Consider the following 16,446-nt stretch of genomic DNA (forward strand, 5'->3'; position numbering starts at 1 on the left):
TCGCGTGCTCATACCCCCCCCCCCCGGCGCCCCCCCCCCCCGCGCGGGGGGGGCCCCGCGCCGGGCCAGTACCGTACAGGGGGCCGCCGTTGGCCCCACCCGCCCACCCCCCGGTTCGGCCGACCCACGACCGGCACCTCACACCAGGCCGCCTCACCGCAGGCCGACAGGGGGAGAAACCCATGACGAGCTCCACACTGGAGCGGGACCACAAAGAGGGGAACGAGGCGGCGGACGTCCTCGCCCGGGCCCGCAACCTGGTCGACCCGGTCCTGCGGGCCGCCGTCGACTCACTGCCGGGCGCGATGCGCAAGGTCGCCGGCTACCACTTCGGCTGGTGGGAGGCGGACGGCTCGCCCGCCGACGCCCCCTCCGGCAAGGCGATCCGGCCCGCCATGGTCCTCGCCGCCACCCAGGCACTCGGCGGCACGACCGCCGAGGCCACCGCCGCGGCCGCCGCCGTCGAGCTGGTGCACAACTTCACGCTGCTCCACGACGATGTCATCGACCGGGACGAGACGCGCCGCCACCGGCCCACCGCCTGGCGGGTGTTCGGCACCACCGAGGCCATCCTGGCCGGGGACGCCATGCACTCGCTGGCGCTGCGCCTGCTCGCCGAGGACGCCCACCCGGCCGCCCGGAGCTCGGTCCGCCGGCTCACCGACTGCGTGGTCGAGCTGTGCGAGGGCCAGCAGATCGACTGCGCCTTCGAGCAGCGCAGCGACGTCTCGCTCGCCGAGTGCCTGGCGATGGCGGAGGCCAAGACCGGCGCCCTGCTCGGCGCCGCCTGCGCGATGGGCGCCCTGTACGGCGGCGGGTCGGAGGAGGCCGCGCAGGCGATGGACGGCTTCGGCCGGGAGATCGGCCTGGCGTTCCAGCTGATCGACGACCTGATCGGCATCTGGGGCGATCCGGCGGTGACCGGCAAGCCGGTGGGCGCGGACCTGGTCGCCCGGAAGAAGTCGCTGCCGGTGGTCGCGGCGCTGGGCTCCGGCACCCCCGAGGGGGCCCGGCTCGCCGGGCTGTACGCCCTCGAACGCCAGCTCAGCCCTGAGGAGTTGGCGCAGTGCGCGGCGTCCGTCGAAGGCGCCGGCGGCCGCGGCTGGGCGCAGGGCGAGTCCTGCGAGCGGATGGCGGCGGCGATGGCGCAGCTGGCCACGGCCGTCCCGGAGCCGTCGGCGGCCGACGAACTGCTGGTGCTGGCCGAACTGGTCACCCGCCGCAGCCACTGACCGGGCTCGTCCGGCCGGACTCGGCTGACCGGACTCGTCGGGAGTGGGAAGTCGGCCGGTCCGACTTCCCACTCCGGGCCCGGCGCCCGGGAAGCGTCGGGCCACCCGACATGCTGACCCGCCCCACCCCGCATAGCATCCCCTATGTACTCATATGTCCCGAATTCCGGTGCGCGCCTGCGCCGCCGGCCTTCCGTGCACTGGGGAGAGCGACGAGCATGGCCAACCCGGCACTCGTGGACCCGGCCACGATCCGCGCGACCGCCGCCGAGGCCTGGATCCGTGCCTACCCGATCCTGCAGAACTACCGCACCCTGTACGCGCAGGCACTGGACGACGCGGACCCGGGGTACGTCGGCGGCTTCGGCGTCTTCCGCCACCGCTCGCAGCCGTTCACCCCGGCCGACACCGACGTCGCCTCCCCCGACAACGACACCCCGCACTCCTGGGCCTGGCTCGACCTGCGCGCCGAACCGTGGGTGGTGTCCGTCCCGGCCGCGGACCGCTACTACGTCCTCCCGCTGCACGAACTCGACACCGTGTACGCCGGGTTCGTCGGTGCCCGGAGCACCGGCCAGGAGGCCGGCGACTACCTGGTGGCCGGCCCCGACTGGCAGGGCGATCCCCCGCCCGGCGTCCGGGGCGTGCTCCGCACCGCCACCCGCCTGGTCGGCATCCTCGGCCGCACCCACCTCACCGGCGACACCCCCGCGGACATCGCCGAACTGAAGGCCGTCCAGCAGCAGTACCGGCTGCGCCCGCTGCACGAGTACGCCGGCACCCCGGCGCCCGCCCCCGCGCCGGAGCCGGTCTGGCCGGTCTGGCGCGAGGAGGTGCTGGACACCGTCGAGTTCCTCAGCTTCCTCGACTTCCTGCTCGGCTTCTTCCCGCTCCGCGGGCCCGTCGAGCTGCCGCCCGCCGAGGTCGACCTGCGCGGCCGCCTCACCGACCTCGGCGTCGACGGGCGCGGCGAGTTCGAGCCCGCCACGCTGCCGATCGAGGTCCGGGCCGAGATCGAGCGCGGCATCGCGGACGGCCGCGCACGGCTGGAGCGCGCCGCCGCCGAATCCGAACCCACCACCCCGGCCGCACTCTTCGGCACCCGTGAGCGGATCGGCGGGGACTTCCTCCGCCAGGCCCTCGGCGCCAGGCTCGGCCGCTACGGGCTGCCCACCGAGGAAGCCTGGTGCGGCGGTTGGGCGGCGGACAGCGCGGGCAACCGGCCGCCGAACGCCAGCGACCGCGACTACGCCGTCCGCTTCGGCCCGGACGACCTGCCGCCGGCCCGGTACTTCTGGTCCGCCACCATGTACGCGCTCCCGGACCGCCTGCTGGTCGACAACACCCTGGACCGCTACGCGATCGGCGACCGCACCCCCGGCCTGGTCCGCGACCCGGACGGCGGGCTCACCCTCCACCTCCGGCACAAGCGGCCCGCCGACGCCCAGCACTCCGCCAACTGGCTGCCCGCCCCGGACGGCCCGTTCACGGTCGTCGTCCGGCTCCACGGCCCGGACCGGTCCGTCCTCGACGGCCGCTGGCACCTCCCGCCGCTCGACCCGAGCTGACCCGAGCTGACCCGCAGCGCAGAAATCCGCACCGCAGAGATCCGCACCGCAGGGACCGCGCCGACCGGACGAAGGACACCCCGATGAACCACCCCGAGCTGGAGGCCCTGGCCGCCGACGCCTACGTCTACGGCTACCCGATCGTCGCCGACCTCACCATGGTCGAGCGCTTCTCCCGGGGCGGCCTGGGCACCCTGCCGGCGGCGTCGTTCAACCACTTCAGCCACGCCACCCGGCTGGCCGGGCCCAAGGACCACTTCGTCTCGGTCAACAACGACACCCTCTACTCGATCGCCCAGCTCGACCTCTCCGAGGGCCCGCAGGTGCTGCGCGTCCCGGACACCGCGGGCGCCTACTACGTGCTGCAGGTCGTCGGCGCGTGGACGGACAACGTCGCCTACGTCGGCAGCCGTGCCACCGGCACCGGCGAGCAGACCTGGCTGATCGTCCCGCCCGGCTGGCACGGCACCCCGTCCGACCCGGCCCGGGTGATCGAGGCGCCGACCACGGTGGCGACCATCGTCGGCCGCTTCGCCTGCACCGGGCCGGACGACCTCCGCCGGGTCAAGGCCCTCCAGAAGGCCCTCACCCTGGAGCCGCTGGAGCCCGGCGGGCTGGTCGCCGGACTGCCCGAGCCCGATCCGGAGGTGCCCGAGCGGCTGGCCTTCTTCGAACGGCTTCGGGTCTGGATGCAGGCCTTCCCACCGGCCGGTCCGGACGTCGAGTACCAGCAGCGCTTCGCCCCGCTCGGCCTGCTCGACGAGGGCACCTCGCCGTACCGTGCGGCCGCCGCGGACTGGACCCTCGCGCTGGCCAAGGGCCTGGCCGCCGGCCGCGAACGGGTCGAGGACGCCACCCGCCCGCCCGAGGACCACCCGCCCGGCGAGTGGCGCTCGGCGCTCCACCTGTTCGACTACAACATCGACCACCTGGGCCCCGGCACCCTCGACGACCCCGAGTGGCGCATCCCCGACCGCCGCGCCGGCTACCTCAGCCGGGCCGCCGCCGCCCGGGCCGGCCTCTGGGGCAACCACGCCTACGAGGCCTCGTTCGCGATGACCTACGACGACTCCGGCGGCCGCCCGCTCAGCGGCGCGCACCGCTACACGCTGCGGTTCGACCAGCCACCGCCGGCCGAGGCGTTCTGGTCCGTCACGATGTACGCGCTGCCGGACTACTACCTGGTGGACAACCCGATCGAGCGCTACACGATCGGCGACCGCACCCCGGGCCTGGTGTACGGCGCGGACGGCTCGCTCACCCTGACGCTCCAGCACGAGCAGCCCGAGGACGAGGTGGAGGCGGCCAACTGGCTGCCCGCCCCGGTCGGCGAGTTCCGGCCGATCATCCGGCTCTACCAGCCGAAGCCGGCCGTGCTGGACGGCAGTTACCGGGTGCCGCCGATCGACCGGAGCTGACCGCCGTCTCTGCCGGGCGCGGACGTCGAGGGGGACACCGGACGCTCAGTGCGGAGCCGGGGTCGCGGTGCCCGTCGGGGTGCCCGAGGGCGGTGGCGAGGACGGGTGCGCGGATGCCGATGCCGATGCCGACGACGAAGGCGAAGGCGAAGGCGAGGGAGCGGAGGACGACGGCGACCCCGACGGGGACGGAGCCGCCGTGGCCGGCACCGACGGCTGCGGGGAACTGCTCGGCTGCGGGTCCGTCGTGGCCGACGCGGACGCCGACGCCGATGCCGACGTCCCCGGAGCAGCGGGGGAGGAGGCCGAGCCGCCCCGGTTGTGCGGTCCGCCCTCCAGGGTGACCACCGCCTGCGAGGGCGGCAGCGCGATCCGGGCGGTCCAGTGCGCGGTGGGCGCGAGGTCCTCGTCCACGGTGACGGTCACGGTGATCCGCTGGCCCGGTGCGAGGGTGCCGGAGTCGCGGCTGAGCCGCAGCCAGCCGGCGTCCGTCACGGCGTGCCAATGGATCTCGGTGGTGCCGGAGTCGGTGAGGGTGAGGACGGTCCGGCTGCCGTACTCGGCGGCCTCGACGGTGAGCAGCCCGGCCGGGGCCGGTTCGGCGCCGCCCGGGCCGCCGCCGGGCGCGGGTGCCTGGCCGACGGCGGGTGCGGGGGCGGCGACCAGGGTCGGACTGCCGATCGGGGTCGCCCCGTGGGCCGGTACCGGGACCGCCGGGCCCTGGAGGGTCAGCCGCGGAAAGCCGAGGGGCAACGTTTCTGCACCCCCCGCCCCCGCACCCGCCAACTCCATCCCCGGCACCCCCGGCACCCCCATGCCCGCCGTCGTGCCCGCCGCCGGCCACGGCTTCGACGGCTGCTGCCCGCCCGTCCGCCCGGCCTCCTCCACCCGCACCGTGGATACCGCGGCCGCCGTCCCCTCCCCGCTGCTCCGGTGCCCCGCCCACAGGGCGACCACCGGCGCCGCCAGGACGGCCGCGAGCACCCCGGTGGTCACCACCCGCCGACGCACCGCCAGCGCCCGGCCCGCGTCCGGCGCCCGGTGCCGGGGAAAGCCGCCCTGGTCGAACCGCAGCCCCGACTCGGCCACCGGCGCCGCCCCCGCCCGCCGCACCGCACCGGCCGCCGACGGCAGGTACGCCGCTCCCTCGCCTCCCTCGCCTCCCTCGCCCGAGGGCGCTGGGGAGGTCGTCGGGGTCGGGGCGGGCGCCGCCAGCAACGGCAGCCCGGACAGCGCCGCCGCGCCCTCCGCCACCTCGCCGGCCACCCGCTCCGCCGTCCCCCGGCAGGTCGGGCAGTCCACCACGTGCTGCACCAGCTCCCGGCGCAGCGCCGGGCCGAGCACCCAGTCCCGCCAGGACTCCGCCCCGGCCCCGCCGAGCCGGTCCAGCTCCGGGCAGCTGCCCACCCCGAGCACCAGCAGCGCCGCCCTGGTCCGGGCCACCTCCGCCTCGGCGGCGGCGAGCAGCGCGCGGGTCCGCTCGAACGGCAGGCCCAGCACCGCCGCCACCTCGTGCGGGGTCAGCCGGTGCCGGACGGACAGCTCCAGCGCCTCGCGCTGCTCCGGGTCGGTGCCGGCCGCCTCCGGCCAGGCGAGCGAGGCCAGCTCGCGCCGCCGCCGGGCCGCCTCGGCCTCGGTCGGCTCCGCCGTGGCGTCCCGCCCGGCGCCGTCCGCGAGCCGCCGCAGGCAGCAGTACCGGGCCAGCGAGAACAGCCAGGCCCGGACCAGCCCGGGCTCGGTCAGCCGGGCGCCGTGCCGCCGTGCCAGCTCGCGGGCCTCGCGCAGGGCGCCGGCGGCCGCGTCGTGCTCGCACAGCACCGAGAGACAGTAGGTGAACAGGCCGTCCACCTGCCGGTCGTACGCCGCCAGCACGGCGGCCGGCGGCCCTTCAGTACGCGTTGTCACCCGTCCGACGGTAGAGACGGCGGGCGGCGTACCTCGGCCATTCGCCGTGTATGTACTTCTTTCGGGTAACAACATCGCCCATCTGTGTGGGTTTGGGCCCGGTTCCGGTGGAGTTCGGGCCCGGTTCCGGCGGAGCAGGGCGTTGTCGGACCCAGGCGCTACGGTGGGCCGCATGGCTGCCCGTACCAAGACCACCGCCAAGCCGCGCCCGGCGTACCGCTGCACCGAGTGCGGCAACCAGCTGCCCAAGTGGGTCGGCCGCTGCCCGGAGTGCAACGCCTGGGGCACGGTCGAGGAGTACGGCGCGGTGCCGATCCGGACGACGGCCGCGGGCCCGGTCAGCTCGCCGGCCCGTCCGATCGGCCAGGTGGACGGCCAGGTCGCGACGGCCCGCTCGACGGGCGTGCCGGAGCTGGACAGGGTGCTCGGGGGCGGGCTGGTCCCCGGCGCGGTCGTCCTGCTGGCCGGCGAGCCCGGCGTCGGCAAGTCCACCCTGCTGCTGGACGTCGCGGCCAAGGCCGCCACCGACCGGCACCGCACGCTCTACGTCACCGGCGAGGAGTCGGCCGGTCAGGTCCGGCTGCGCGCCGACCGGATCAACGCGCTCTCCGAGCACCTCTACCTCGCCGCCGAGTCCGACCTCGGCGCGGTGCTCGGGCACATCGACGCGGTCAACCCCGGTCTGCTGATCCTGGACTCGGTGCAGACCATCGCCTCCGCCGAGCTGGACGGCGCCCCCGGCGGTCCGGCCCAGGTCCGCGAGGTGGCGGGCGCGTTGATCCGGGTGTCCAAGGAGCGCGGCATGGCGACGCTGCTGGTCGGCCACGTCACCAAGGACGGCCAGATCGCCGGCCCGCGCCTGCTGGAGCACCTGGTGGACGTGGTGCTCAGCTTCGAGGGGGACCGGCACGCCCGGCTGCGGCTCATCCGCGGGATCAAGAACCGCTACGGCGCCACCGACGAGGTGGGCTGCTTCGAGCTGCACGACGAGGGCATCGTCGGCCTGGCCGATCCGTCCGGCCTCTTCCTGACCAGGCGTGACAAGCCCGTCCCGGGCACCTGCCTCACCGTCACCCTGGAGGGCAAGCGCCCGCTGGTGGCGGAGGTGCAGGCGCTGATGGTGGATTCGCAGATCCCGTCCCCGCGGCGCACCACCTCGGGCCTGGAGTCGCCCCGGATCGCGATGATCCTGGCCGTGGTGGAGCGGCACGGCGGGGTGAAGCTCGGCAAGCAGGACATCTACACCGCGACGGTGGGCGGGGTGAAGCTGAGCGAGCCGTCCGCCGACCTCGCGATCGCGCTCGCGGTGGCGAGCTCCTCCTCGGACACCCCGCTGCCCAGCAACCTGGTGGCGATCGGCGAGGTCGGTCTGGCGGGCGAGGTACGGCGGGTGACGGGGGTGCAGCGGCGGCTCGCCGAGGCACACCGGCTGGGCTTCACGCACGCCCTCGTCCCGCCGGATCCGGGCAAGGTGCCGCCGGGCATGAAGGTGGTCGAGGTGGCCGACATCGGCGAGGCGCTGCGGGCCATCCCGGGCCGCCGCCGGGCCGCCGCCAAGCCGCGCGCTGAGGCGCGTGCTGAGGCGCCGTCGGCGCCGCCGGCCCCGCGCGCGGCCCGGGTCGTCGCGCACCCGGAGGAGCTGATGGAGGGCTGGGAGCCGGTCGACTCCGACGAACTGCGCTGACCCAAGCCCTGTCGATGCCGCACGCAGTTAGACTTTCCCCAGTCTCATTGGCCAGAAGGCAGTACCGAGCGGTACTGAGCGACAGAGCAACAGACCGCGGACCGGCGCACGGCGCGAGGCGCGCGGCACGGGGTCGACCGGAGGAGTCACGTGGCAGCCAGCGACCGGGGGGCGGACAAGGCCTCCCGTGAGGAGGCCCTGCTGCGGGCCTCCCTCAGTGCCATCGCACCCGGCACGGGGCTGCGCGACGGCCTGGAGCGGGTGCTCCGGGCCAACACCGGCGGCCTGATCGTGCTCGGTTTCGACAAGACGGTCGAGTCGATCTGCACCGGCGGCTTCGTCCTGGACGTCGAGTTCACCGCGACCCGGCTGCGCGAGCTGTGCAAGCTGGACGGCGCGGTGGTGCTGGACAAGGACATCACCAAGATCGTCCGGGCCGGCGTGCACCTGATGCCGGACTCCACGATCCCCACCGACGAGACCGGCACCCGCCACCGCACCGCGGAGCGGGTCAACCGGCAGACCGGCTTCCCGGTGGTGGCGGTCTCGCACTCGATGCGGCTGATCGCGATGTACGTCAACGGCACCCGCCGGGTGCTGGAGGACTCCACCACCGTCCTGTCCCGCGCCAACCAGGCGCTGGCCACCCTGGAGCGCTACAAGCTGCGCCTGGACGAGGTGGCCGGCACGCTGTCGGCGCTGGAGATCGAGGACCTGGTGACGGTCCGGGACGTCACCGCCGTCGCCCAGCGGCTGGAGATGGTCCGGCTGATCGCCACCGAGATCGCCGGCTACGTGCTGGAACTCGGCATCGACGGTCGGCTGCTCTCGCTCCAGCTGGACGAGCTGATCGCGGGCGTGGAGCCGGAGCGCGAACTGGTCGCCCGGGACTACTTCCCGGAGCGGGCCGCCAAGAAGGGCCGGACGGTCAACGAGGTGCTGGCAGACCTGGAGGCGCTCACCCACGCCGAGCTGCTGGACCTTCAGACGGTCGCCAAGGCGCTCGGCTACTCAGGCTCCCCGGAGTCGCTGGACTCCGCGGTCTCGCCGCGCGGCTACCGGCTGCTGGCGAAGATCCCGCGCCTGCCCAACACGGTGATAGAGCGCCTGGTCGAGCACTTCGGCGGCCTGCAGAAGCTGCTCGCCGCCAGCATCGACGACCTGCAGACGGTCGAGGGCGTCGGTGAGACCCGGGCCCGCTCGGTCCGCGAGGGCCTGTCCCGGCTGGCCGAATCGTCCATCCTGGAGCGCTACGTCTGACCAGGCGCCACGTCCGACCTGACGCACCGCCGCGCACGGCCCCCGGGGAACGCCCCGGGGGCCGTCGTGCACCCCGCCGAGTCACCCCGTCGAGTCCCCCCTCGTCGAGCCACCCCGACCGGCGCACCCCGACCGGCCCGTGAGGCGCCGAAGCCCCCGGCCGCGTCGGCCGGGGGCTTCGAGTCGAGTCGAGTTGAGTCGAGGGGGGTTCAGCTGTCCAGGCGGATCGAGGAGCGCGCCGAGACCTGGCCGCCGGAGAGCCCGGTGAGGTCGGCGACCACCAGGTAGGTGCCCGCCGCGGGGGGCGCCGGGTCGGCGGTGGCGCACTGCGGCTTGCTGCGGCTGCGGTCCCAGGTGAACGTCTCGGTCAGGCCGTTGTTGGCCGGGATCTGCACCCAGCTGCTGCCGCGGTCGGACGGGCAGTCGCCCGAGGACCAGACCCGGTCGCCGTTGCTGGCGGTCACGGTGATCGCGGAGGCCGCCCGGCCCAGGTCCACCCGGCAGTTGGCGCCGGAGGCGTTCTTCACGGTGAGTGAGAGTCGCGGCTTGTCCTTGGGCTGGTACGAGTTCTGCGCGCTGGCCAGCTCCAGGGTGACCTGCGAGGAGGCGCAGACCGGAAGCGCCATCACCTCGGGCGTGTTCACCACCGGGGCGCCGCCGCCCGTGCCGCCCGCGCCGCCGGAACTGCCGGCTGCACCGCCGCCCGCCGCCGCGCCGCCACCCGTGCCCCCGCCGGTGGCAGGAGCCGGGTTGGCACCGCCGCCGGTGCCGCCGGTGCTGAGGCTGACCTCGCCGCCGCCGGAGCCGGCCACCGGGCCGCCGCTCGCGTTGCCGCCGCTGCCGCCGCCGGGGCGCGCCGCAGGGCCGCTCGGCGACGCACCGGGCGTGATGGACTGGGCGGGGGTCTGGCTCTGGGATGGAACGGCCTGCGCGGCCTTGCTCGATGAGCCGCCGTCACCGCCCCCGTCCTGATCGATCATCAGCCAGGCGATCAGGGCGGCGACCGCCGCGACGGCGACGAGCACGACGACGCGCCGACGCCAGTAGATCGAGGCCGGCAGCGGTCCCACGGGTTGACGCAGAGAGGGCACGCCCAAACTCTACGAGACTGTGTGTGCCGCTTGACGCACCAACACCGCACAGTCGCCCCTTCCTTCACATGATCCGCCATTTGCGCCGTTCGAGGGAGCTCTGAAGCGGTAAGTTTCCGGGAGATCCACGGGGGTATCCGGAGCGCTTCTCTCCGCTTCGGTCGCGCCCGTCGACATGGGAGGATCGAAGGGCCATGGCTGCCATCACCGTCACCCCCGCCCCCGTCCCCCCGGCAGGCGCCGCGCCGGACGCCGTCCGGCCGCCGATGCCGATGCCGCTGCTGCACGCGACCGTCCTCGACTGGTACGAGGCCGACAAGCGCGACCTCCCCTGGCGGACGCCCGAGGCGACGCCCTGGGCGATCATGGTGAGCGAGTTCATGCTCCAGCAGACCCCGGTGAAGCGGGTGCTGCCTGCCTGGGAGGCGTGGCTGACCCGCTGGCCCACCCCGGCGGACCTCGCGGCCGATGCGCCCGGCGAGGCGGTCCGGATGTGGGGTCGGCTCGGCTACCCGCGCCGCGCGCTGCGGCTGCACGCGGCCGCGGTGGCGATCACCGAGGAGCACGGCGGCGAGGTGCCGGACGACCACGCCACCCTGCTCTCACTGCCCGGGGTGGGGGAGTACACGGCCGCCGCGGTCGCCTCCTTCGCCTTCCGCCAGCGGCACGTGGTGCTGGACACCAACGTCCGCCGGGTGTTCGCCCGCGCGGTGTCCGGCGTTGAGTACCCGGCCCAGGCCACCACGGCCGCCGAGCGCCGCACGGCGACGGCGCTGCTGCCCGACGACGCCGAGACCGCGGCCACCTGGGCGGTCGGCGTGATGGAGCTGGGCGCGCTGGTCTGTACCGCGCGCGGCCCGGAGTGCGGGGGCTGCCCGCTGTTCGCCCACTGCGCCTGGCAGCGGGCCGGCCGCCCGCCGTACGAGGGCCCGGCCCGGCGCGGCCAGACCTACGAGGGGACGGACCGGCAGGTGCGCGGCAAGCTGCTCGCGGTGCTGCGGGAGTCGCACGGTTCGGTGCCGCAGGCCCGGCTGGACGCGGTCTGGCCGGACGCGGTGCAGCGGGCCCGGGCACTGGACGGCCTGGTCGCGGATGGCCTGGTGGAGCCCGTCGAGCAGGGCGTCTACCGACTTCCCCAGTAGTCGGCCACGAGTAGTCGGCCACGAACGCGGGACGGCGCCCCCGGAGGATTCCTCCGGGGGCGCCGTCGTGTCGGCGGGAGGGCGGTCAGACGGCCGCCGCCTCCAGCGAGGCCTCGGCGGACTTGTCCGCCTTGCCCGTGCCGGTACCGCGCAGCGGCACCTCGCGCATGAACACCGCGGCGGCGATCGCGACCACGGCCACCCCCGCGCCCCACAGGAAGACGGTGTGCATGCCGTTGGACACCGCGTGGTGGTAGGCGTCCTGGATGTTCTCGGGGAGCTTGCGCAGGTCCGCCGGGCTCATCTGGCCCGGGTCCTTCACGGCGCCGCCACCGCCGGCCGCCGCGTGGTCGCCCAGCCGCTCCTTCATGGTGTCGGTGACCCGGTTGTTGAACAGGGCGCCGAACAGCGCGACACCGAAGGAACCGCCGATGGTGCGGAACAGGGTGGCGGTGGAGCTGGCCACGCCCATGTCCTTGAGCTCGACGCTGTTCTGCGCGACCAGCATGGTGATCTGCATCAGGAAGCCCATGCCGGCACCGAGCACGACCATCCAGCAGGCGGAGGTGAAGCTGCTGGTCGCGGTGCCCATGGTGGAGAGCAGCACCATGCCGACGGTCATCACGATGGTGCCGATGATCGGGAATATCCGGTACTTGCCGGTCTTGGTGACGGCCTGGCCGACCACCAGCGAGACGACCAGCATGCCGAACATCATCGGCATCAGCAGCAGGCCGGAGTTGGTGGCCGAGGCGCCCTGGACGATCTGCTGGTAGAGCGGCAGGAAGACGGTCGCACCGAACATCACGAAGCCGACGATGAAGCCGATGATCGAGACCAGGGTGAAGTTCAGGTTCTTGAACAGGCTCAGCGGCAGCATCGGCTCCTGCACCCGCTGCTCGACGTAGCAGAAGGCGATCAGCGTCGCGGCGGCGAGCGCGGCGAGGCCCAGGATCTGCTTGGAGCCCCAGTCGTACTGCTGGCCGCCCCAGGTGGTGATCAGGACGAGCGAGGTGATGCCCGTCGTGAGCAGGATGGCGCCCCAGTAGTCGATCCGGGCGTTGTTGCGGACCTTCGGCAGCTTCAGGGTGACGACGACCACGGCGAGCGCGATCACGCCGAGCGGCAGGTTGATGTAGAAGGTCCAGTGCCAGCTCAGGTGGTCGGTGATGAAGCCGCCGACCAGCGGGCCGCCGATGGTGGCGAGGGCCATGACCGCGGCGAACATGCCCTGGTACTTGCCGCGGTCACGCGGCGCGACCAGCGCGCCCATGATCGACATGACGCCGACCATCAGGCCGCCGGCGCCCAGGCCCTGGAGGGCGCGGAAGCCGATCAGCTCGTTCATGTTCTGCGACAGGCCGGACAGCGCCGAGCCCACCAGGAAGATCACGATCGAGGTGAGGAAGGTGCCCTTGCGGCCGTAGAGGTCGCCGAGCTTGCCCCAGATCGGGGTGGAGGCGGCGGTGGCCAGGGTGTACGAGGTGACGACCCAGGACAGGTGCTCGGCGCCGCCGAGGTCGCCGACGATGGTCGGCATCGCGGTGCCGACGATCAGGTTGTCGAGCATGGCCAGCAGCATGGTGACGACCAGGCCGACCATGACGAGGCGGATCTCGCGGGGTGACCGCGGCTGCTCCTCCTCGGCTGACTTCTCCTCCGGTACCGGGCCGGTGGTCTTGGACTGTGACATGAGGTGGTGTCTCCCGGAGGGGTGTTTCGGACGGGCGGAGGCCGCGCAGTGATTCACTTACTTGACGCCCGGCTAGTTTGTGGACCGTCGGCACGGTAAGTTGTTTACTAGCCGGTCGTCAAGCCAGTTTCCCGCCCGGCTGCCTGGGCAGGGAGAATAGGCCCGGGGCGGACGCCACCGGGGTCCGCAGCAGTCACCGACGCACTCATGAGGCAGGCCATGGGCACTCCGCACAGCCCCCGCAGCGACACGCGGTCCCGCATCATCGAGGTGTCCCTGGAGCTCTTCTCCGAGCAGGGCTACGAGCAGACCTCGCTGCGCGAGATCGCCGACCGCCTCGGCGTCACCAAGGCCGCGCTCTACTACCACTTCAAGACCAAGGACGACATCGTCCTGGGCATCGTGGAGCGGATGGCCGCGCCGATCGACGAGACCATCGCGTGGGGCCGGCAGCAGTCCTGGAGCCCGGAGATGCGCGACGAGCTGATCCGCCGCTTCGCCGACGGGATGGCCGAGCGGGCGCCGCTGCTGCGCTTCTTCCACGAGAACCAGCCCGCGCTGCGCGAGTCCGCGGCCGGGCTGGCGTTCAAGGACCGCATGATCACGATGATCCAGCTGGTGCACGGGCCGGACGCCGACTTCCGGGAGCGGCTGCGCGCCACGATGTCGCTGTTCACCGTCCACTCGGCGATGTTCCTGCTCAAGCAGGACACCGCGGACTGCGACCACGGCGACAACGTGTGGGGCGAGCCCTGGCCGCCGGCGGCCACCCTGGAGGACGCGATCGGGGCGGCCCGGGAGGTCGCGCTGGAGATCGGCGGCCGGATCGGCCACCCGGCCCCCGCCCATTCCTGAGCGGGCGGGCGGGCAGGCGGACGGACAGACGGACGGACAGTCGGGCAGGCGGGCGGACCGGTAGCCGGGGCCGGACTCAGAAGTCGGTGACGCCGTGCCCCGCGAGGAACGCGATCGGGTTCACCACCGCGCCGTAGCGGTTGCTGGTGCGGATCTCGAAGTGCAGATGGGGCCCGGTCGAGTTGCCGGTGCTCCCGGACCGCCCGATCTGCTCGCCGGCCGACACCTGGTCCCCGGCCGCGACCCCGAGCGAGGACATGTGCGCGTACTGCGCGTAGTGCCCGTCCGCCAGCCGCAGCACGACCTCCTTGCCGTACGAGCCGTCCCAGCCGGCCGACACCACGGTCGCGTTCCCGACCGCCAGCAGCGGCGTGCCCGGGTCGACCGCGAAGTCCACCCCGGTGTGGTACCCGGCGGCGTACTCGGAGTTGGCCGCCCCGTACGGATTGCTGGTCGGCGCGTCCGGCACCGGGGCCGACCACTCCGGAGCCGGAGCCGGAGCCGGAGCCGGAGCCGGCTCCGGTGCGGGCGCGGCCTCGGGCCCCGGCGCGGGGCCCTCGGCCGGTGCGCCGGCGACGGGCGGCTCCACCGGCAGCAGGTTGGCGGCCACCGCCACGAACTCCTGCGCCGAGTCGCCGTCGTTCGGGAGCCGGTACGGGCTCGGTCCGGCCACCTGGACCAGCCCCGGGCTGGGCACGGCGGCCTGCGGCGCGGTGAAGGCCGAGCTGCCGGGCGTGGTGGGCCGGACGGTCTGCGCCGAGGCGCTGCCGGGCGCGGCCACCAGCAGCGCGCCGGCGAGCAGCACCGCGGCCGCCCCGGCGGCGACCACCGCGCGCTCCCGCTCGGCCTGCGGGTGCCCGCCGGGCAGCGGGTGCCGGGGCGCGGCGAGCGCGCGCAGCGGCGCGGCATGGGTGCGGGCGGCATGGCCGAGCCGGGGCTGCCAGGCCGCCGCCTGGGCCGCCGTACGGGCGGCGAGCCGGCGCAGGACCGGCCCCACGGGCGGGACAGAGGACATCGGTAGCCGTACCTCACGGTGGACGAGGGCAGCACGAAGTGCCCGTTCGGGCGCGTGCTGAGCGGGGGACCACTCAGGTGTAACGGTCACCGAGCGGAGTCCCAAACGGCGTGACGTACTACGGCGTGTAGTCGGCGTTGCGCCGGAGATTCAAGCTGACGGAGTAATGATCATGAGATCCGATCGTCTGCCACCGGTCCGCGGCAGGCCGCCCGCGCCCGCGGCCGGGCTACTACCGCCGGTCGTACCGCGCCCGGCGGGAGCCCGGCCGGTGTGACCAGCGCCACGCCCGTCCAGGGTTTGGGTCGGCCGCACACCCCTTTCCGCCGTCCGCCCCGCTGACCTGGCGGGCCCGCTGGGGGACCATCGACGCATGTATGGCAACAGGAGCGAAGACCTCGACGGCAATGACCGCCCGAGCCTGCCGGACCGCCGCTTCGCCGCCCTGCGCGGCTGCGAGCGGATCCTGTCCGGCGACCGGCCGCAGAGCATGCGCGAACGCCTCGCCGCCCTCGCGGGGGAGGGCGGCGGCCACGACCTGGACCACCGCCCGGACCAGTACGGCGACGGCGTGGTCCGCACCCTGGAACGCACGGTCGCCGACCTGCTCGGCACCGAGGACGCGGCCTTCTTCCCCACCGGCACCATGGCCCAGCAGGTCGCCCTGCGGATCCACGCCGAGGCGGCCGGGCTGCGCACCGTCGCGACCCACCCGCTGGCCCACACCGACCAGCACGAGCGGCACGCGCTCGGCGTGCTGACCGGCCTGCGCAGCGTCTGGCCGACCATGGCCCCGCGCCAGCCCACCGTCGCGGAGCTGCGCTCCTTCGACGAGCCGTACGCCGCGCTCAGCCTGGAGCTGCCGCTGCGCGAGGCCGGCTTCGTGCTGCCCGACTGGGCGGAGCTGGCGGCGCTGGCCGGGGTCGTCCGGGAGGAGTGCGGCGCGGCCCTGCACCTGGACGGTGCCCGGATCTGGGAGTCGGTGTTCCACCTCGGGCACCCGCTGCCGGAGATCGTCGCGCTGGCCGACTCGGTCTACGTGTCCTTCTACAAGACGCTCGGCGGCATCAGCGGCGCCGCGCTGGCCGGTTCGCTGGGCTTCGTCCGCACCGCCAAGGCCTGGCGGCACCGGTACGGCGGCCAGCTCTACCAGCAGTGGCCGGCGGCGCTCGCCGCGCTGGCCGGCCTGGACGCCCGACTCCCGCTGCTGGAGCGGTACGTGACGCACGCCAAGGTGGTCGCCGAGGCGCTGGACGCGGCCTTCGCGGCGGTCCCCGGCGCCCGGGTGCACCCGGCCCCGCCGCACACCCACCAGTTCCAGCTCTGGCTGCCGTACGCCGCCGGGGAGTTGGACGAGGCCGGGCTGGGGCTGGCGGAGGAGACCGGGGTCGCCCTGTTCGGCGGCTGGCGCGAGCGGGACCTGCCGGGCCTGGCGATGACGGAGGTCACGGTGTCGGCGTCCGCGCTCGACTGGACGCCGGCGGACGTCGCCGAGGCGGCCGCCGCCTTCCTGGACCGGCTGCCGGCCCGGGGCGCCGGGGCCGGCGGGAGCCGCGGCGGGGCCTGACCGGAAAGCGTCCGGC

The 16,446-nt window shown here is 74.4% G+C and carries 12 protein-coding genes; 8 read left to right on the forward strand and 4 right to left on the reverse strand.

Annotation, left to right across the window (positions count from 1 at the left end; genetic code table 11):
* Positions 1-182 precede the first annotated feature (182 nt).
* The 3 genes from ACFVHI_RS11345 (at position 183) to ACFVHI_RS11355 (ending at position 4,218) form a co-directional block, all read left to right on the forward strand.
* Positions 183-1,232, forward strand: coding sequence for a family 2 encapsulin nanocompartment cargo protein polyprenyl transferase (locus tag ACFVHI_RS11345; protein ID WP_063348813.1), 1,050 nt, complete (start codon positions 183-185; stop codon positions 1,230-1,232).
* A 218-nt stretch (positions 1,233-1,450) separates the two neighbouring features.
* Positions 1,451-2,800: a DUF1254 domain-containing protein gene (locus ACFVHI_RS11350; protein WP_380338049.1), complete on the forward strand. Its 1,350-nt coding sequence runs from the start codon at positions 1,451-1,453 to the stop codon at positions 2,798-2,800.
* Between the two features lie 83 nt (positions 2,801-2,883).
* Complete coding sequence (locus ACFVHI_RS11355) at positions 2,884-4,218, forward strand: DUF1254 domain-containing protein (RefSeq protein ID WP_063348815.1); 1,335 nt, start codon at positions 2,884-2,886, stop codon at positions 4,216-4,218.
* A 45-nt stretch (positions 4,219-4,263) separates the two neighbouring features.
* On the opposite strand, the gene ACFVHI_RS11360 is transcribed toward ACFVHI_RS11355, so the two are convergent.
* Positions 4,264-6,123, reverse strand: coding sequence for a hypothetical protein (locus tag ACFVHI_RS11360; RefSeq protein WP_380338051.1), 1,860 nt, complete (start codon positions 6,121-6,123; stop codon positions 4,264-4,266).
* Positions 6,124-6,295: 172 nt separating this feature from the next.
* Between ACFVHI_RS11360 and radA the strand changes: the two genes are divergently transcribed.
* Complete coding sequence (gene radA / locus ACFVHI_RS11365) at positions 6,296-7,807, forward strand: DNA repair protein RadA (protein WP_063348817.1); 1,512 nt, start codon at positions 6,296-6,298, stop codon at positions 7,805-7,807.
* Between the two features lie 201 nt (positions 7,808-8,008).
* Positions 8,009-9,067, forward strand: a complete 1,059-nt coding sequence (gene disA, locus ACFVHI_RS11370) for a DNA integrity scanning diadenylate cyclase DisA (protein WP_063351299.1) — start codon at positions 8,009-8,011, stop codon at positions 9,065-9,067.
* Between the two features lie 209 nt (positions 9,068-9,276).
* On the opposite strand, the gene ACFVHI_RS11375 is transcribed toward disA, so the two are convergent.
* A complete protein-coding gene (locus tag ACFVHI_RS11375) occupies positions 9,277-10,158 on the reverse strand; it encodes a hypothetical protein (RefSeq protein WP_063348818.1) in 882 nt (293 codons plus the stop codon).
* A 266-nt stretch (positions 10,159-10,424) separates the two neighbouring features.
* Between ACFVHI_RS11375 and ACFVHI_RS11380 the strand changes: the two genes are divergently transcribed.
* Entirely contained in the window at positions 10,425-11,300 is an 876-nt protein-coding gene (locus ACFVHI_RS11380; RefSeq protein WP_380338167.1) for an A/G-specific adenine glycosylase, read from the forward strand.
* An 85-nt stretch (positions 11,301-11,385) separates the two neighbouring features.
* Here the strand turns inward: ACFVHI_RS11380 and ACFVHI_RS11385 are convergent, their stop codons facing one another.
* Positions 11,386-12,993: an MDR family MFS transporter gene (locus ACFVHI_RS11385; protein WP_363375187.1), complete on the reverse strand. Its 1,608-nt coding sequence runs from the start codon at positions 12,991-12,993 to the stop codon at positions 11,386-11,388.
* Between the two features lie 219 nt (positions 12,994-13,212).
* On the opposite strand from ACFVHI_RS11385, the gene ACFVHI_RS11390 reads away from it, so the two are divergent.
* Positions 13,213-13,848, forward strand: a complete 636-nt coding sequence (locus ACFVHI_RS11390; protein WP_380338056.1) for a TetR/AcrR family transcriptional regulator — start codon at positions 13,213-13,215, stop codon at positions 13,846-13,848.
* Between the two features lie 76 nt (positions 13,849-13,924).
* On the opposite strand, the gene ACFVHI_RS11395 is transcribed toward ACFVHI_RS11390, so the two are convergent.
* On the reverse strand, positions 13,925-14,863 hold the full coding sequence (locus ACFVHI_RS11395) for a M23 family metallopeptidase (protein WP_380338058.1): 939 nt from the start codon (positions 14,861-14,863) through the stop codon (positions 13,925-13,927).
* Positions 14,864-15,236: 373 nt separating this feature from the next.
* On the opposite strand from ACFVHI_RS11395, the gene ACFVHI_RS11400 reads away from it, so the two are divergent.
* On the forward strand, positions 15,237-16,430 hold the full coding sequence (locus ACFVHI_RS11400; RefSeq protein WP_380338061.1) for a threonine aldolase family protein: 1,194 nt from the start codon (positions 15,237-15,239) through the stop codon (positions 16,428-16,430).
* Positions 16,431-16,446: the final 16 nt, after the last annotated feature.

Origin of the sequence: Kitasatospora sp. NPDC127121 (assembly GCF_042677305.1) — a bacterium.
GTDB lineage: Bacteria > Actinomycetota > Actinomycetes > Streptomycetales > Streptomycetaceae > Kitasatospora.